This window comes from Paenibacillus tianjinensis, assembly GCF_017086365.1.
Classification (GTDB): domain Bacteria; phylum Bacillota; class Bacilli; order Paenibacillales; family Paenibacillaceae; genus Paenibacillus_AQ; species Paenibacillus_AQ tianjinensis.
Genome location: NZ_CP070969.1, coordinates 3,424,864 through 3,441,166, shown reverse-complemented (window position 1 = coordinate 3,441,166; position 16,303 = coordinate 3,424,864). Strand labels below are relative to the sequence as shown.

The window sequence follows — 16,303 nt, the reverse complement described above, 5'->3', positions numbered from 1 at the left end:
GTACGTGTTAAGTAAATGTAATGTTGGGAGAGAATAAGGGGAAATGGCTGTTTTTGCAGAGGATCTTTTACAGGCGGCAGAGGCCGCTGAGCTAGAAATTGAAAGTGCCGTTAAAGCACTGGATAAGATTGTGGACCATAACCAATGGAAGGTGATTGAAGCGTTCCAGCGCCAGCAAGTCAGCGACTTCCATTTCGCCGGATCTACCGGTTATGCCTATAATGACCGGGGCCGGGAGGTCCTGGATCTGGTGTATGCCGATATCTTCGGCGCAGAAAGCGCGCTGGTACGCCCGCATTTCGCTTCCGGGACACATACCATCTCCACGGCACTCTTTGGCGTGCTGCGTCCAGGAGATGAGCTGCTATATATCACAGGACGTCCCTATGACACGCTGCATAAGGTAGTGGGCAAACCGGGTGACGGAACAGGCTCATTAGCCGATTTTGGGATCGGCTACAAAGAGACTGCACTTACCTCTGATGGGAAAATTGACTGGGATGAAGTAGCGTTGTCTATTAACGATCAAACCAAAGTCATCGGGATTCAAAGATCCCGGGGTTATGACTGGCGTTCTTCCTTTACTGTTGCTGAAATCGGAGAAATGGTGACCAGAGTAAAAGCTTTGAAGCCTGAGCTTATTGTTTTTGTAGACAACTGCTATGGTGAATTCACCGAAATGCTGGAGCCGCCTCAGGTCGGGGCGGATCTTGTTGCCGGTTCGCTGATCAAAAACCCCGGCGGCGGGATTGCAGAGACCGGCGGCTATATTTGCGGGCGCAGCGACCTTGTAGAACTGGCAGCCTACCGGCTTACTGCACCGGGCATCGGCGGCGAAGTTGGCGCGATGCTCGGCACGACCCGCGGTCTTTTCCAGGGGCTGTTCATGGCGCCGCATACAGTTGGACAGGCTGTGAAGGGCAGTATCTTTGCTGCTGCGGTGTTCCAGCGCTGCGGGTTCACAACTAAGCCAGCCTGGAACGAGCGGCGTACCGATCTGATTCAGGCAGTCGCTTTTGATGGTCCTGAGCATCTTGTAGCCTTCGTGCAAGGGATTCAGCGTGCCGCGGCTGTAGACAGCCATGTCGTCCCTGAAGCGTGGGATATGCCGGGCTACGAGCATCCTGTCATTATGGCGGCAGGAACGTTCATCCAGGGCGGCAGCTTGGAGCTGTCAGCGGATGCGCCCATCCAGGCGCCGTATATCGGCTATATGCAGGGCGGATTAACTTATTCCCATGTGAAATTCGGCGTGTTGATGGCGCTGCAATGTATGCGGGAGCGCAAACTCCTGTAGCAGGTTCTTTTGGTTTTGTGGGAATATATGTTATATTATCAGTGAGAATGGAGCTGATAATGATGACAGCACTTATAAGTATTGGCATTTTGCTGCTAACTGTTCTACCTATGGCTTGGTATTATGCTGCTCTGGGCAAGCGGATCTCCGCTGAGGAGAAAAAAGCCGGAAGAGACCTTACGAATGAGATTAATCCTTTTACAGGCGGAAGTTAATACTTAATAACCCTGCTTATTGAAGCGGGGTTATTTTTTTTGAACAGGCTGTACGCATTTCTGCCACTTCAGCCTGCTTTTTTGCTTCTGGAATGTTCGATGTGATATACTGCGGTAGTCTTCATCCTTGGTAGCTAACACCCAGTTCACCTTCTGTTTCGCAGTAATCTACTAATGTTGTAAAGAAAACTAACATACCATTGACACGCCAAATTAAGAAATGTACAATGAGATGAGAAAAAGATCATTGGAAGGTTGGATGAGTCATGGGTGATGAAATCCGCAGAAATATGGCATTATTTCCTATAGGAATCGTAATGAAGCTAACCGATTTATCTGCTAGACAAATTCGTTATTATGAGCAGCACAGTCTGATCGTGCCCGCGCGTACTTCAGGCAACCAGCGTTTGTTCTCATTTAATGATGTAGAGCGCCTATTGGAAATCAAAGCATTAATTGAGAAAGGCGTTAATATTGCCGGCATTAAGCAGGTAATGAACCCTGTCTCGAAGGAATCTGAAGAAGCTACGGTAATTACCCCTGACACAGAGGTCCGCCGTAGAGAGTTGTCTGATTCACAGCTTCACCGTTTGCTTAAGCAGGAACTGGTTTCGGGTAAAAGACCGGGACAAGTATCTCTTATTCAAGGCGAGCTATCCCGGTTTTTTAATAAATAAACAACAACTAAAGAGAGTTGAAAGGGAGAGGGTAAAGTGAGCTTTTCTAAAGAGGATATTATCCGTATCGCCAAGGAAGAAAACGTCCGTTTTATTCGCCTGCAGTTCACCGACCTGCTCGGAACCATCAAAAACGTTGAGATTCCAGTAAGCCAGCTTGAAAAAGCGCTCGACAATAAAATGATGTTCGATGGATCGTCCATTGAAGGTTATGTGCGTATTGAGGAATCTGACATGTATCTCTATCCGGACCTCAGCACATGGGTGATTTTCCCTTGGGTGACGGACAGCCGGGTAGCACGTCTGATTTGTGATGTGTACATGCCTGATGGAACACCGTTTGCCGGCGATCCGCGCGGCATTCTCAAACGCTGTCTTGAGGAAGCAGAAGAAATGGGCTACACTGCCATGAACGTTGGACCAGAGCCGGAATTTTTCCTGTTCAGAACCGATGAGAAGGGTAATCCTACTACAGAATTGAATGACCAGGGTGGATATTTCGATTTGGCGCCGATGGATCTTGGGGAGAACTGCCGCCGCGAAATCGTATTGACTCTTGAAGAAATGGGCTTCGAAATTGAAGCTTCTCACCACGAAGTGGCTTCCGGCCAGCATGAAATTGACTTCAAATATGCGGATGCGATCAAAGCCGCTGACCAAATTCAAACCTTCAAGCTCGTTGTGAAGACGGTTGCCCGTCAGCACGGCCTGCATGCTACTTTTATGCCTAAGCCTCTATTTGGTATGAACGGATCCGGGATGCATGCCCACCAATCCTTGTTCAAAGGCAATGAGAATGTATTCTATGATGAAAGTGATACGCTCGGCCTGAGCAAAACTGCACGGTATTACATGGCTGGTATCCTGAAGCACGCACGTGCTTTTGCCGCCATCACGAATCCGACAGTGAACTCTTACAAACGTCTGGTTCCCGGTTATGAAGCCCCTTGTTACGTAGCCTGGTCTGCGAGCAACCGCAGCCCGATGATTCGTATTCCGGCTTCCAGAGGCCTCAGTACACGCATTGAAGTCCGCAATCCGGACCCTGCAGCTAACCCGTATCTTGCACTTGCTGTAATGTTGAAGGCAGGTCTTGACGGAATCAAGCGCCAGCTTGATCTGCCGGCTCCAATCGACCGGAACATCTATGTGATGTCTGAGGAAGAGCGGATTGAAGAAGGCATTCCAAGCTTGCCGTCCGATCTGAAAGAAGCACTAAATGAAATGATCCGCAGCCATGTCATCACTGAAGCCCTTGGTGAACATGCTTTGGCTCACTTCTATGAACTGAAGGAAATCGAATGGGACATCTATCGTACCCAGGTTCACGAGTGGGAAAGAGCTCAGTACATGACTCTTTACTAGTTGCAAGCAACCCCTGGCGCCTCTGGCGTCGGGGGTTTTTTGTGTGGGCGTAGGGGGTGCTATGAGCCCTTAATATGACGGTGCCCACAAATTGCCCGCAAAATTGTGAGGACTATTCGAGGATGGATTTCATATAAAGTGGAATTTCATATCCCGCTTAAACAGCGGAAAGGACGGACTGATTGTGGAAAAGCGGTAGCGGCCGCCTTGGTCACCGGATTTTCACCGCTAAGGGGAATGAGAAAAATCTGGAGACCAAAGCGATTGGAACAACGGTCCGTTCGCGCAGCGTCCACCTAAGTGCACAAGCCGATCCTACTCAAAAAAAGAGGTGTCCCAGAAAAGATTATATGGCTATTGGTGCAGGACCTTTTGTTTTTGCTGCCTAAGAGGTACCTCATTCTTTTTTTGGCGATTAGTTACAATACATAGAAAATTATAGAGATTTATGGTAAATTTACTGCACTTAGACTTTGATGAGACTTTAAACGGAGAGGCGCGGGATAAATGAGTAAAAGCCCATTTGAACAATTTCCACGAATTGAATCTGCAGCAATTACATTAAGAAAAATAACTGATTCTGATCTCGACGAGCTGTTTGACATCTATAGCAATGAAAAGCTGTTTGTGCATTCACCAGTAATGCTGAAGAAAAACAAAGAGACAGTGGCCAATATGATAGGACATTTTGAAAGAGATTTTCTTAAGAAGAAGACGATTTTCCTGGGAATCTGCTTGAACAAAGAGCCTGAACGTATTGTTGGCGTGGCAGAAATATTTGATTATGTGCAGGACGTAAATATGATCACCATAGGTTACAGGCTTGACGATAGATTTTGGGGTCAGGGGATTGCCACAGGAGCAGTTCAGGCGATGACGGAATATTTGTTCAAGGAGTTAGGGATCAATCGTATTCAAGCCTTTGTAATGCCGGAGAATATCAAATCCCAGAAGGTGCTGCTGAGGAATTATTTTAGACAAGAAGGCACGATCCGGCAAGGTCAGGTCTGGAAAGGACATGGCGTTGTGGATTTAGAGGTGTTCTCACGGCTGGATAGTGATGAGACCAAATATTAACTTAACGGAGCAGCGTACGCTTTCTTGACCATAATTTAACCCAAAGCCTTAGCTCGTCGTCCCGAAAAAACTTGATCCCAACCAACTTTAGAGGAGTCCATATTTCTTTAAAATAATAACTGGGCATAGAGAAATCCTCCTGATAATTTTTATTATATTATAATCTATTATGCATTATTTCCAACTTAAGATAGAATTGTTGCAGTTTATAAAGATTCCTAAAAATGGATGTATGCTTTAGCAACACGATTCTACTTTTTTCTGTCACTTCAATTGGAAAAATTGAGTAAATAAAGTTTGATTAATGTCAGATGGAATGGTAAGCTAGGCTGATAGTAAGGCATTTCGCAGAGAGCTGCGGAGTGCCTTGCTGTTCGTTTGGATGGATTTTACATTAAATGTTAGCCAAGGGGTGATGGGCCATGTGCATTTCGTCGCTTTTAAATATAGGGATTCCCATATGATCTTGATGCGGTTTTATGAATGCAATTAAAGGAGGATATTATGATACAGGTAAAAGAATTTGTGGACGGCGATAATTTTTATGCGGAGAACAAGGCAAATGAATTCCTCAAAGGGTTACGGGAAGAGCAGGTAGTCAACATCTGTTATGGCTCAGTCGTCAAATCTTCACGTGACGGTGCAGAGCATCAACGGAGCACAATATTGGTGGTATACAAGTCAGATGAAAAATAACTACTGGAAACATTTTTTCACGTGGTTGTCGTTCGCCTCATCCTTGACCATCGTGGTTTTGATTCTTTTGTATGCTATAGGTTGAATGCGGTTATAGTTTGCGGAGGTACTTCCGAAATCGAATATATAGGCATTATCAGAGGGCTCCCTTAACAGGAGAAGCTCATGGTAATGCCTTTTTGTATACATGGCTAGATGATTTCTCATTTACAGCCATTCGCATTTGGATTATATTGGAATGGCTGAGAAAATAGCTTCACTTCATGTGAATAAATGTATGAACATAGCTTTTAATTCAGAATGGGAGTGGTAGGGATGCCTGCAGGAATCGCCTGGTTTATGACCGCGTTTCTTGTGCTTTGGACGGGCACGGCGGTGTTTGCTACGATTAAACCACGTTATTTCTGGCAGATTACCCAAGGCTGGAAAGCTTTCAAAGAGCCGCCAAAAGCATATTTTGTCTTTTCTGCTATCGGCACAGGGATTTTTGCAGTTATTGGCCTAGCACTATTATTATTGCCTTTCTATCATAGCCGTTAGACGAACCTTGGCTACCGTATATATAAATATCATTTACAGGCCATTTTATGGCTTACCGAAGGAGTAGACGAACGATGAGTGTAACGCCAGGGGCTTATTTTCTGAGTGGATTCGGAGTATTTGCCGTGTTGATCTGGCTGGTATCTGCCGTGGCGTGTATCTACGCTTTTGTGTTGTTTGTTAAGCTTGCACGCAGAGGGATAACGGCACTAGACCTGTACAATTATTCCAAAAACCTTGAAATCCGCGCTAAATATGAATCAGCCAATAAGGAGGGACCGTATTGAATGCGACTTATAAGGTGCTGGTAACTGATGCTGATCTGTTCACTGCTGCGCTCGCTGAGGCGAATATATACGTAGTGCAGATGCTAGAAGGACAGCCGCATGTTATCGCTGATTACGCAGGACCTCTGCAAAAATGGACACCTGATTATATCATGCTGGCGGGAATGGCCTACAAACGTTCGGAGTATGAATTCCGGGTGCGTCTGCCCAAAAAATAACAACTGCCAGTTCACACAAACCGATGAAGCCGTAATTGCATCTCTTATACTATCAAACGTAAAAGAGGTGGAATTAATGACAGAAACAGAACGGTTAAGAATTCGCAGAGCGATCCGTGTATTGCTGGCACAAAGAGCGGTTTTACGGGAGCGGCTTGAGGAAATCAATGAGAATTTGCGCCGGGTGCCTAATCCAAGCCGGGCCAGACGTGAATTACTGGCTGCCAGGGTCTCGATCCGGGAAGCATTGCGCCTGAACCGTATCGCGATCAGACTATTGCGCAGTGTGCTGTAACCGTAGCTGTTGTTGGGGATTACTTTAATATGTAGTATGAACATCATATGAATAAATGAGAACACCTCTACCGGTGCAAGAGCGGGTAGAGGTGTTCTTTTGACATGGAGTGACGTACGAATTAGGCATAGATTTACTCCCTAATCGTCACACGCGTGCCAATGGGGACTATACGAGATAAAGCGAGAACATCATTGTTATACATCCGGATGCAGCCATGGGAGACCCTATGACCGATCGAAGCAGGGTCATTCGTTCCGTGAATGCCGTAATGCGGTTTAGACAGCCCCATCCAAAAGGCACCAAAAGGCCCGCCGGGATTAGGCTGCTTGTTAATGATAGTATACTCGCCTGTAGGTGAAACAGTCAGCATGGTGCCGATTCCAACGGGAAAACCACGGGTCACAATGTCGTTATCCAGCAAATACAGCATGCGCTGCGACAGATCAACAATTATCCGGTAATTGGGCAAAGTCATCAGCACTCCTTCTGCTACCAGGATATGTGTGGAATGCTGCAGGGGTTCCCGTTAGAAGAGGCTAATGGTGATGAATTTCACCGGTATGAACAAGTGTTCTGAAATGATAAAGTGGGCACAATAGAACGGAAAAAGCTGTTCCGCTTGGAGAGCGAAACAGCTTCTGTGAGGGGATTTTCTAGTGAATATCTCGGAAAAGTCCAATGACTCTACCTAAAATGGTAACACGGTTCAAGCGGAGAGGTTCATAAGCCGGATTCTCCGGCTGCAGGCGGATATGGTCTCGTTCTTTGTAGAATGTCTTAACAGTTGCTTCATCTTCTTCAGTCATCGCAACGACGATATCTCCATTGTCTGCTGTCTGCTGCTGGCGGACAATAACATAGTCGCCGTTCATAATTCCCGCATCAACCATGCTGTCTCCCAGTACAGAGAGCATGAAAACTTTGTTGTCGCCTACATAGTGGCTAGGTAGCGGGAAATAGTCTTCAATATTCTCTGTAGCTGTAATAGGCACCCCGGCGGTGACTTTACCTACAACAGGAATACGGGTTACTGTTTGTACAAATTGATGTACATTCTCAGAATCTTCCTGTCCAAGCAGTTCTATCGCACGCGGCTTCGTAGGGTCACGACGGATAAGGCCTTTCTTCTCAAGACGATCCAAATGACCATGTACTGTGGAGCTGGACGCAAGACCAACAGCTTCCCCGATTTCCCGGACAGACGGAGGATAACCCTTGCTGCGGACTTCGTTACGTATAAATTCCAGGATCGCCAGCTGACGACTCGAAATCTTTGACATTGGAATCAACCCCATATAGTATGTTTGGGAAAATTATAACATAGAACCTCCGTTCGTACAAACATTAGTTCTAAAATTTTCAAAAAGGCATAAAAACAGATGAACATGCACCTAAAGCTGCCTAATAAATTAAGGGGAACAATTGTTCGAAAAAACTATTGATCAAAACACTTGTTCGTGTTATATTATTTTTGAAATTAAGAACAAGTGTTTGGAGGTCGATGATAATGCTAAAATACAGTACATACCGCAGCATCTACGATGAAGCCCGCGAGGTTCAGTCTTCCGGAGATGATTCTGCTTCAACTTATGCATCAAGTCTAAAGAATTCTGCAGCGTTCGTATTCAATATGCTAATGAAGGTATTTGTGAAGGATAACTTTATAAAGCTAGCTTTAGTGTTTATGCTCGTTGTTTCAGGTTTTACAGTTGTAGGTAATGTTTTTGCCGGATCAGTCTCCTCTATGACAGAAGGTAAGCGGGTAGTGGTTGAACGCGGAGACACGCTCTGGAGCATTGCACGGGAACATAAACCGGATAACATGAGGACCGTCGTATATATAGAAGGAATTAAAGAGACAAGCGGACTGAAGAGCAGTGACATCCAGGCCGGAGATGTGTTAACCTTGCCTGTATATTAAATATAATTTCAGCACGATAGAATAACATGAAGAGCTTTCAGGGGGGAGACCTTGACAAGCTCTTTTTCTCATGGCAAAGTTAGAATGAATTTATAGGGGAGGGGAAAGCATTGAATATAGACGAATTGGTCGCACGCATCAATGAATTGGCTCGCAAACAGAAAAGCAGCGGCCTGAATGAAGAGGAATTAGCAGAACGCGCTAAGCTCCGCGAGATCTATCTGGGCAACATCCGCAGCAACTTCCGTGCACAGCTTGATACGATTGAAATCGTGGATAACGATGATCAAGGCAACAAGGGGCTTAAACATTAGTCCGGTGCCTTTGTCATAGATATTTTAGGACGACTAGGGGGAACTCACATGGCCCGTTCTTGGGAAAGAATGGTTCAACGCAACACACAGCAAGTCAATAAGCAACGGAAGAAGCAAGGTAAAGAAACCATCTATGCTTCAAAATCAGCGTCAGCTGCCAAAGAGAGCGATATCTTTAAAGGCCGCAATATCGTATTTCCAATAGTTCTGCTGCTCCTCGGCATCATGTTTTGGGTAGTCGGTTCTGTTGATGAAGCTAGAGGCAGCGGTGTTCTCGCCAACTGGCTGGGTGTTGTTCTTTACTTTTTACTGGCTGCACTTCTGTTCTTCCGCCGTCCATACCTGAAGGTTGAACGTGCCAGGGTTTCTACTATTAAATATAATCGTGAACGCTGGCTGCAGGCATCAGAGATTGAGAAGATTATTGTGTCCCGCAGTATGGTTTCCCTTAAATATAAAGGCAAGCGCAAGCAATGGGTGTTCTCCAGATTCCTGAACCGTTATGACACGGCGGCAATGGGTGAACGCCTTACAGAGTTCGCAAAAGCTAATAATATTGAAGTAGTGTACGAGTAGCAAGATAGACCAGCATAGGGAGAGGGAGCGTTATTATGCCGATTACCGCCGTACTATTTGACCTTGACGATACACTGCTCTGGGATGAACGGAGCGTTGAAGAAGCTTTTCGCGCGGCCTGCGAAGCAGCAGGAAACGATGTTGACCCTTTAGAGCTGGAAGCAGCTGTCCGCAGAGAAGCCAGAAGCCTTTACGAGACTTATGAGACGTTTCCATTTACGAAGATGATCGGAATCAATCCTTTCGAAGCGCTATGGGCGAATTTTACAGCCGGGGAGCAGCCGGAATTCCGGCAACTGGAGCAGCTTGCTCCGGCATACCGCAAAGAATCCTGGCGCCGCGGCTTGGCTTCCGTTGGAGTCAATGATGAAGCGCTGGCTGAACAACTAGCCGCCAAATTTGCCGAGGAACGCCGGAAGCGGCCTTATATGTATGAAGAAACGCTGCAAGTGTTGGATGAGCTCCGCGGTAAGGTGAAGCTGTTACTGCTCACAAACGGGTGTCCTGCTCTTCAGCAGGAGAAACTGGACGGTGTTCCGGAGCTTATCCCTTATTTTGATCATGTGGTCATCTCAGGGAGCTTTGGTAAAGGTAAGCCGGACAAGGATATTTTCGTACATGCGCTTGATCTGCTGGACATTGCTCCGGAACAAGGAGTTATGGTCGGTGATAAGCTTACGACGGATATTCTAGGCGGTCTGACTGCAGGTCTTACCACGGTCTGGATTAACCGGACGGGTAAAAAAGCTAATCCGGAGATTCGGCCGGACTATCAGATCGGGCATCTCTCCGAGCTTCTTCCGCTGGTACAATCGCTATAACAATTCTTTCAGAACCGGTCTCCCAATAGGGAGCCGGTTTTTTGTATGCTATGAATATGTGTGAAGAGGTAGTCATTCTCTGAAAAAGTGAATATTATGTGTATAATAAAAACCGTCAACTTATAAAACCCTTATAACACCAATGGTTATAAGGGTTTTATAGCGAATGTTCAAACTATAAATCACAAAAAAATCACAACGTCGGATTATTTCTCCTGTTTAGGATGTTTTCAAAGTGGAATTTCGCGATTTCAGAATTTTGTTGCTTCATACGTTCTGTGACATGAGTGTATATCCCTAAGGTGGTTTTTGAATCATCATGACCAACGCGATCCATAATTGTTTTCAAGTCAATTTGAGAGCCGGATTCCAAGCTTGCTTCAATTAACATTGTAATATGGGTATGACGGAAGATATGAGGGGTTGCATGCTTTTTGATATCTGTTAGTTTCAATAACCGTTCCATATATCTGACGAGCGTATTAGGACGATATGGGGTTCCATTAGTATTCGTAAATATAAACTGGGTTTCCACAAAATCATCATTAAGCTCTTTATATCTATTATATCTTTCTTCCTGTCTGATCTTAAGTTTCTTTAACATATTAATAATAAATTCATCTAAAAGAAATTTACGGATAGATTTCTTTGTCTTAGGTGGTGTTAATTCATATCGTCCTTTTTGACCTCGAGGAAAGAAAATCGTTTTATAGATATGACATTCGAAAGTCTCCGAGTTAATGTCAGGCCATTCCAGGGCGCATAGCTCTCCAGGACGAGTTCCACTAAATAGCAAAAAATAAAAAGCCTCCAGGTCATCACCTGTGCCATAATCCTCTAATACATCCAAAAAGTCATAAAGTTCATTCCGGTCAAGATATTTCTCATAGATCTCATTATCCTTAATTTCCTCTACAGTCAACTGTTTTTTAGGGTAGGAAATGCCAATACAAGGGTTATCATCTCGTATTTCTTCCTTTATAACCCACTTAAAAATTAAGTTTGTTGTAGTGTGATATTTCTTAATAGTGTTAAGGGAATATCCATCGTCATCAAGTTTGTTAATAATCTTTTGATATTGGTTGTGTTTGAACGAGGCCACAAGAACCTTTCCCATATACAAACACATCGTTTTAAAATCTTCTTCGCGAGTTTCGACAGTCTTGCCTTTCTTCCCTAGCTTAGAGTACGTCTTAATCCATTCTAAGCCAGCCTGTTCGAAAGTGAGGGTCTTAGCTCTCTTACTGTCAAAACCGGCTTCTAGCCGCTTATATTCGTCCTGACAGGCTGCTATAACTTCTTTCTGCGTATCACGGACTCGTGGGATTTGTTTTCTTTCACCTGTGATGGGATTAGGTGGTCCCTCAATGACAAGACGCCATTTGTATCCCTGTTTGTTATTGGCGGGTATTTTCTTGGGGACGGGGACGGATGATCGTTTTTTCTCAGTGGTCAATTTGGGACCTCCTTTAATTATTTATAATTGCTGATCGTCGAATACTCATCCAGAAACTTCTGAACTGATTTGTTCAATTTCACAGCATCCACCTCAATCCCTGATTGAGCACTGAGCGTAAACAATTCGACATCTGATTTAAGAAGGAAGAAGTTGTTGTCTTCTTTAATCCGGTCCAAATAGACAGTTATGCTTGAATAATCCGGAACTGGAACTTCAGTGAGCTCATTCAGGATTGAATCAATCTTGACGGATGTCTCATATAAGGCGGTAGGATCGATGTTTTGCTTCAATTCCTGGTTTGCAGCAGACAGATCACTCAGGTATTGCCTAACAGTTGCCAAAGCTGTGATTTCACTTTCAGTAAGTGTAAGCTTCTGGCGGATCTCCGCATCCTCTTTAATCTCCAATGATTTTTCATATACAGCTTTGGCACTCTGCAAGTCACCATCTTTGTAATGCTGTTCGGCTTGCGTGCTTAGTTCAGCTGCTTGATCTGCTTTGGAAGGGCCGCAGCCAGCCAAGAGCAACATGATGGACAATACCATGATAAATTTCCTCATTACACACCTCTTAAGAATTTTTTAAATACTCTTCCAATCGCTTCTCCATCCTCGCCAATCGTTCAGTATATCCTCCTATAGTGTAATCTCTGATCTCATATTCAATTGCTGCATAACAAATATCAATGGCCTCATAGAGAAGCTCTCTGTCATAGTAAAAACGCCAAAGAGTTTTAAATGATAGCGGATCGATAGGAAGTCTCTCGTTACGATAGCGGACCTTCCAGGCATCAATAAAGCGAAAATAATACTCAATATCCAGTCTGCAGACCATTACGAGTTTGTCCGCAGCGTCACTCTGATAATCCAAGTAATTGTTATAGAAGATGATCAAACTCTCGTACATAAAATGAAGATCACAGGGATCTTGAAGCACTTCTTCAGCTTTCCTCACCAGGTACTCTTCACCAAAGTCATAATCCTCTGATGAAAATTGCTCGTTGTTCAATCACTCACCTCATGAATGTAATATTTTATGTAATGCTGTATGTAGAACTTTGTCGTAAAATAATCTAAACCCATCCAGAATTCGGCAGAGGAGATACTAATGATAAGACGAATGAAGAGGCTTCAGGGCGATAAGAAGGATAAATTTGAGTGCAGGGACGTTGACCTTAAAGATGTGAACTATATAGATAAGTGGCAGCGTACGGGGAATTCACATTCTACGCTTGCTTACCACACCAGTGAAGGTTCTTATCAGGACCTTGATATTTTGGCTGAAGCAGCTGAAGCATATAAGGATCAAGGTTTCATTCTCATTGGAAGAACAGCGTTGGTTCAAGAATCAAAAATTGAGATTATCATTTCAGTAGAAAATAATGGATCGATCATAACCTTTAAAGATGGAACGAAATTGTATGTTATGAAGCAAATTTAGTAGCTAAAGTCAACCCCTTCATTGGGTTTTAGGGGGTGCTTTCGTTCGTCTTTTTTCGACAGCGTTTTCCTATTTAATCTGCTAGACTATGTATCACAGCAAGAGGATTACATGATTGTGAGGTGATCAAGTGAATTATTTGGGTACTTATATATCTGTACTTGTTCCTTAAGAGCGGCATCGCCACTCAGCTATCGCCATTCCCATTCAAACAGATCGTCGATTTGACAGTCGAGATGATAAGCAATCAACGCAGCTCGCTGAATGCTCATAATTCCAGTTCGAAGATTGATGTAATCAGACATCTGCTGTTTACTTATACCAATCTTATCCGCCAGCCACTGTTGATTGATCTTAATTTGACTTGTACTTGGTAGCCTTTTATCCAGCCTGACAAGCAACTCGGGAATGCGACAGCGCACAGGAACAAGTTCCATCGCACTGCCACCTCTAATATACCATTTTTATGGATCGTTTACGAACGATTGTTCTTATGTTAATATGAATTAAAATCCTTCCTAACTGGGCGGTGGTAATATGGATCAAGATATTTTGGACAGGATATCTTTGGTTAATGAACTTTCAATTCAATCTCCAGAAGAAATCGTTCTATTTATTGAAGAAAAATTAGTGGAGAAAATCATTCTTGAGTCTTACGATGAACGATCTTAATCAGATCCTCTAAGGTTTCAACAGTGCGGGGGTCAGTTAAATCAATATTGTACTTATTAACTAACTCCCTTAATACATATTCTGTTCGTTCTTTTGAAAGAGCGGACTCCTCTAATTTATCTCCGATATGGTTCACATCATTCCCATCCTCTATATATCCAGCTGCGATCATTAGATCAATATCTGAGACATTATTGTGAGCCTTACTTCCTAACTTACTAATTATTGCTGCACTAGGCGGAGTATCATTTTGACAGCGCAACAATCGAGAAATATACCCTGGATCTACTTGCGAAATCCTTCCAAAATTATTGATTGATCTATCGCCTTTTGCCTTGTTCAGCAATTCAGAAAACCTCTTCTTATCAAAAATCATCTTCACCACCTCTTCTCAATTAATAATAACTTTGGCGTTGTTTATAGGCAATAAAACAAGGAAAAAAGTATTGTTTAAAAACAATAAAACCTCTTGACCATTGTCTGTAGACATGGTATATTGATGTTGTCAGTAGACAACGGAAGGCGGTGAAACAAGTGAAAGTAAATGCAGATAAACTAATGGAACTTGCTCAAAAAGAAGGTTGGAGCATACCTGAACTTGCTAATCGTTTAGGGGTGGACTACTCTTACCTCTTCAGAGTACTGAAAAAGAGCAAAAACGGCGGAGGTAAGTTGTTCAACGGGTTGTATCAATTATGTAAGGAAAAGGATTTGAACATCGAAGAGTATATTTTTTTGCAAAAAACGTTGTCTACAAACAACGATAAAAAAGAGGTGATCTAAATGTCCCTTATAGTCATGGAAGAAGCTGATCTGGAGCGCCTACTTGATAAAGTCGTATCCCGTGCAATAGAAGCTTATGCCGTTCAAGTTCCGAGCTCATTACCACCGGCTCTTACTACTGTAGAATTCATGGAACTCCTAAAGATCAGCAGACCAACAGCCACAGAGGTTATGAAGAGACCTGGTTTTCCGGTTAATCGAGAGTTTGGAAATCCTCGTATACCGACAGGCTTGTTACTTCGCTGGATCGACGAAAACACTGAATGGGTCCAGAAAAATGCTGGTAAAGAGTTTAAAGCAAGACGACGCAAGCATGCTACTGGATAGAACAAGCCCGCCGAGCTGTACCGGCAGCGGCGGGAAGGGAAAGCGGGAAGGGGAATTGCTTAAGTCAATCATACATCAGGCCTCTGTCCGATATAACCCGCAAAAACGGACAAAGGAGAGGATTATAAGTTGGCAATCGGACAATTTGGACCAGCATTGGAACAAGTGTTGAAGCGGTCGGGAGATACGAGGGAAACGGCAGGACTAATCGTTCATGCTGATGCCTCCTTGATAGGAAAGATTGCAAGAGGATCTCGAAAAGCATCCAAACCAGTTATGAGAGCAGCAGCTGAACATTACGATGACGGTCAACTCTATCTAGCAGCGGCGGCGGAAGTCACCGGTGGTGCTTCTGCTCCATGGCTGGACAATGTGGACCTGCATCGGGCCAGTGTACTGTTCAAGACGATGGAGGAAGTTCAGGAAGTGCTTGAAGCTTCAAGCGACGCCCCAATCAGTAAGACGAATAAACAGCTAAACGAGTCGGAACGTAAGCAAATTAAACGATTGCTGATGGAGACGGTAGAGGCAATTACAGCGCTGACTCATCTGGCCGCAGTGCTCTGTAAGGAATACTGCTTCAGTTGGCTGGCGACTTGGAAAGAACACAGAGCGGATCTGAAAGCAAAACAATACATGAAATGAGGGTTTGAAATGGAATTCGATGCATTACGAGCAGCACGGACGCGGTTGTGCGAGTTGAGGAACATTCACCAAGAACTTTCAAAGACACAGCAGCCAGATGGAACATGGGATTGGTTCTTGGTAAATGAAATGCGGGAATTATCGATGGCAATTATCAATGAAAAAGAAAAAGCCCGCCTGGCAGGGCGGACCGGTTTGAGCACTCCATTAAAGCGACTCGTTATGCCCATTGTACCTTTGAAATTCATTGAAAGCAAGGGTGAGGCGGTATGACGGCGCAGGATAAGGCTGATTTCGCCGTAGCGATTGCGGAACTGTACTTAAAACGCAGGCAGGAATATTGGTCGGCCCTCGATCGGGTCCAGAAGATCCGGGCGGCCATTAAGGAATACACCCAGGCTTTCATTCTGCAGCAGGACCGGATCAAACAGCTTGCTACTGCAAAGTGGGATCAACTGGTTGAAGTGATTGATCTTCTGCCGGTAGACATCCGGGACGCGATCATGAAGGAAGTAACAAGACTTGAGTAAGCAGCGGCTTCGGCCCCTGTCTCCAAGCGTCGACCCTTAGAAATAACCTTTCCTCCGGGTTGGCGTTTGGAGATGCGGCTGACGCATCCAAGGTGGTGGCGGAATAGGTAGACGCTAACGTCTCACGGAGAGGGAATAGGTATGC

At 44.4% G+C, this 16,303-nt stretch carries 26 protein-coding genes; 19 read left to right on the top strand and 7 right to left on the bottom strand.

Annotation, left to right across the window (positions count from 1 at the left end; genetic code table 11):
* Nucleotides 1-43 precede the first annotated feature (43 nt).
* The 9 genes from JRJ22_RS15530 to JRJ22_RS15490 all read left to right on the top strand — a co-directional run bounded on the left by JRJ22_RS15530 (nucleotide 44) and on the right by JRJ22_RS15490 (nucleotide 6,667).
* Entirely contained in the window at nucleotides 44-1,297 is a 1,254-nt protein-coding gene (locus JRJ22_RS15530) for a methionine gamma-lyase family protein (protein WP_206100410.1), read from the top strand.
* Between the two features lie 481 nt (nucleotides 1,298-1,778).
* A complete protein-coding gene (locus tag JRJ22_RS15525) occupies nucleotides 1,779-2,189 on the top strand; it encodes a MerR family transcriptional regulator (RefSeq protein ID WP_019910684.1) in 411 nt (136 codons plus the stop codon).
* 36 nt (nucleotides 2,190-2,225) lie between these two features.
* On the top strand, nucleotides 2,226-3,554 hold the full coding sequence (gene glnA / locus JRJ22_RS15520) for a type I glutamate--ammonia ligase (protein ID WP_206100409.1): 1,329 nt from the start codon (nucleotides 2,226-2,228) through the stop codon (nucleotides 3,552-3,554).
* Nucleotides 3,555-4,061: 507 nt separating this feature from the next.
* Complete coding sequence (locus tag JRJ22_RS15515; protein ID WP_206100408.1) at nucleotides 4,062-4,631, top strand: GNAT family N-acetyltransferase; 570 nt, start codon at nucleotides 4,062-4,064, stop codon at nucleotides 4,629-4,631.
* 504 nt (nucleotides 4,632-5,135) lie between these two features.
* Nucleotides 5,136-5,327, top strand: coding sequence for a sporulation protein Cse60 (locus JRJ22_RS15510; protein WP_054940896.1), 192 nt, complete (start codon nucleotides 5,136-5,138; stop codon nucleotides 5,325-5,327).
* 315 nt (nucleotides 5,328-5,642) lie between these two features.
* Nucleotides 5,643-5,867 carry a DUF6199 family natural product biosynthesis protein gene (locus JRJ22_RS15505; RefSeq protein WP_206100407.1) on the top strand — a complete coding sequence of 75 codons (225 nt, stop codon included), beginning with the start codon at nucleotides 5,643-5,645 and terminating at the stop codon, nucleotides 5,865-5,867.
* A gap of 74 nt (nucleotides 5,868-5,941) precedes the next feature.
* Nucleotides 5,942-6,154 carry a hypothetical protein gene (locus JRJ22_RS15500; protein WP_206105359.1) on the top strand — a complete coding sequence of 71 codons (213 nt, stop codon included), beginning with the start codon at nucleotides 5,942-5,944 and terminating at the stop codon, nucleotides 6,152-6,154.
* Nucleotides 6,151-6,372, top strand: coding sequence for a hypothetical protein (locus JRJ22_RS15495; protein ID WP_206100406.1), 222 nt, complete (start codon nucleotides 6,151-6,153; stop codon nucleotides 6,370-6,372). The genes JRJ22_RS15500 and JRJ22_RS15495 overlap by 4 nt, the downstream gene beginning before the upstream one ends.
* A gap of 76 nt (nucleotides 6,373-6,448) precedes the next feature.
* Nucleotides 6,449-6,667: a hypothetical protein gene (locus tag JRJ22_RS15490; protein ID WP_206100405.1), complete on the top strand. Its 219-nt coding sequence runs from the start codon at nucleotides 6,449-6,451 to the stop codon at nucleotides 6,665-6,667.
* A gap of 133 nt (nucleotides 6,668-6,800) precedes the next feature.
* On the opposite strand, the gene JRJ22_RS15485 is transcribed toward JRJ22_RS15490, so the two are convergent.
* Complete coding sequence (locus JRJ22_RS15485) at nucleotides 6,801-7,139, bottom strand: L,D-transpeptidase (RefSeq protein ID WP_206105155.1); 339 nt, start codon at nucleotides 7,137-7,139, stop codon at nucleotides 6,801-6,803.
* Nucleotides 7,140-7,323: 184 nt separating this feature from the next.
* Nucleotides 7,324-7,950, bottom strand: coding sequence for a transcriptional repressor LexA (lexA, locus tag JRJ22_RS15480; RefSeq protein ID WP_028530732.1), 627 nt, complete (start codon nucleotides 7,948-7,950; stop codon nucleotides 7,324-7,326).
* Nucleotides 7,951-8,177: 227 nt separating this feature from the next.
* On the opposite strand from lexA, the gene JRJ22_RS15475 reads away from it, so the two are divergent.
* The 4 genes from JRJ22_RS15475 (at nucleotide 8,178) to JRJ22_RS15460 (ending at nucleotide 10,302) form a co-directional block, all read left to right on the top strand.
* Entirely contained in the window at nucleotides 8,178-8,591 is a 414-nt protein-coding gene (locus JRJ22_RS15475; protein ID WP_206100404.1) for a LysM peptidoglycan-binding domain-containing protein, read from the top strand.
* Nucleotides 8,592-8,701: 110 nt separating this feature from the next.
* Complete coding sequence (locus JRJ22_RS15470) at nucleotides 8,702-8,905, top strand: DUF896 domain-containing protein (RefSeq protein ID WP_206100403.1); 204 nt, start codon at nucleotides 8,702-8,704, stop codon at nucleotides 8,903-8,905.
* 48 nt (nucleotides 8,906-8,953) lie between these two features.
* Nucleotides 8,954-9,481, top strand: a complete 528-nt coding sequence (locus JRJ22_RS15465; protein WP_206100402.1) for a hypothetical protein — start codon at nucleotides 8,954-8,956, stop codon at nucleotides 9,479-9,481.
* 35 nt (nucleotides 9,482-9,516) lie between these two features.
* Nucleotides 9,517-10,302 carry an HAD family hydrolase gene (locus JRJ22_RS15460; RefSeq protein WP_206100401.1) on the top strand — a complete coding sequence of 262 codons (786 nt, stop codon included), beginning with the start codon at nucleotides 9,517-9,519 and terminating at the stop codon, nucleotides 10,300-10,302.
* A 193-nt stretch (nucleotides 10,303-10,495) separates the two neighbouring features.
* On the opposite strand, the gene JRJ22_RS15455 is transcribed toward JRJ22_RS15460, so the two are convergent.
* From JRJ22_RS15455 to JRJ22_RS15445, 3 genes are read right to left on the bottom strand one after another with little or no spacing between them, the layout of a single operon-like run.
* Nucleotides 10,496-11,758 (bottom strand): tyrosine-type recombinase/integrase, encoded by a 1,263-nt coding sequence (locus JRJ22_RS15455; RefSeq protein ID WP_206100400.1) that lies wholly within the window; start codon nucleotides 11,756-11,758, stop codon nucleotides 10,496-10,498.
* Nucleotides 11,759-11,775: 17 nt separating this feature from the next.
* Nucleotides 11,776-12,321 carry an outer membrane protein assembly factor BamD gene (locus JRJ22_RS15450; protein WP_206100399.1) on the bottom strand — a complete coding sequence of 182 codons (546 nt, stop codon included), beginning with the start codon at nucleotides 12,319-12,321 and terminating at the stop codon, nucleotides 11,776-11,778.
* A gap of 10 nt (nucleotides 12,322-12,331) precedes the next feature.
* A complete protein-coding gene (locus JRJ22_RS15445; protein ID WP_206100398.1) occupies nucleotides 12,332-12,769 on the bottom strand; it encodes a hypothetical protein in 438 nt (145 codons plus the stop codon).
* 99 nt (nucleotides 12,770-12,868) lie between these two features.
* Between JRJ22_RS15445 and JRJ22_RS15440 the strand changes: the two genes are divergently transcribed.
* On the top strand, nucleotides 12,869-13,201 hold the full coding sequence (locus JRJ22_RS15440) for a LytTR family transcriptional regulator DNA-binding domain-containing protein (protein ID WP_206100397.1): 333 nt from the start codon (nucleotides 12,869-12,871) through the stop codon (nucleotides 13,199-13,201).
* A 191-nt stretch (nucleotides 13,202-13,392) separates the two neighbouring features.
* Here the strand turns inward: JRJ22_RS15440 and JRJ22_RS15435 are convergent, their stop codons facing one another.
* On the bottom strand, nucleotides 13,393-13,638 hold the full coding sequence (locus JRJ22_RS15435; RefSeq protein WP_206100396.1) for a helix-turn-helix domain-containing protein: 246 nt from the start codon (nucleotides 13,636-13,638) through the stop codon (nucleotides 13,393-13,395).
* A gap of 203 nt (nucleotides 13,639-13,841) precedes the next feature.
* Entirely contained in the window at nucleotides 13,842-14,249 is a 408-nt protein-coding gene (locus tag JRJ22_RS15430; RefSeq protein ID WP_206100395.1) for a hypothetical protein, read from the bottom strand.
* A 158-nt stretch (nucleotides 14,250-14,407) separates the two neighbouring features.
* On the opposite strand from JRJ22_RS15430, the gene JRJ22_RS15425 reads away from it, so the two are divergent.
* The 5 genes from JRJ22_RS15425 (at nucleotide 14,408) to JRJ22_RS15405 (ending at nucleotide 16,158) form a co-directional block, all read left to right on the top strand.
* A complete protein-coding gene (locus JRJ22_RS15425) occupies nucleotides 14,408-14,656 on the top strand; it encodes a helix-turn-helix domain-containing protein (protein WP_206100394.1) in 249 nt (82 codons plus the stop codon).
* Nucleotides 14,657-14,671: 15 nt separating this feature from the next.
* Nucleotides 14,672-14,983, top strand: coding sequence for a hypothetical protein (locus tag JRJ22_RS15420; protein ID WP_206100393.1), 312 nt, complete (start codon nucleotides 14,672-14,674; stop codon nucleotides 14,981-14,983).
* A 276-nt stretch (nucleotides 14,984-15,259) separates the two neighbouring features.
* Complete coding sequence (locus tag JRJ22_RS15415; RefSeq protein ID WP_232380857.1) at nucleotides 15,260-15,628, top strand: XRE family transcriptional regulator; 369 nt, start codon at nucleotides 15,260-15,262, stop codon at nucleotides 15,626-15,628.
* Between the two features lie 9 nt (nucleotides 15,629-15,637).
* Nucleotides 15,638-15,901 carry a hypothetical protein gene (locus JRJ22_RS15410; RefSeq protein WP_206100391.1) on the top strand — a complete coding sequence of 88 codons (264 nt, stop codon included), beginning with the start codon at nucleotides 15,638-15,640 and terminating at the stop codon, nucleotides 15,899-15,901.
* The gene (locus JRJ22_RS15405; protein WP_206100390.1) at nucleotides 15,898-16,158 is read left to right on the top strand and encodes a hypothetical protein; all 261 of its coding nucleotides are present in this window, start codon (nucleotides 15,898-15,900) and stop codon (nucleotides 16,156-16,158) included. The genes JRJ22_RS15410 and JRJ22_RS15405 overlap by 4 nt, the downstream gene beginning before the upstream one ends.
* The last annotated feature ends 145 nt before the right edge of the window (nucleotides 16,159-16,303 follow it).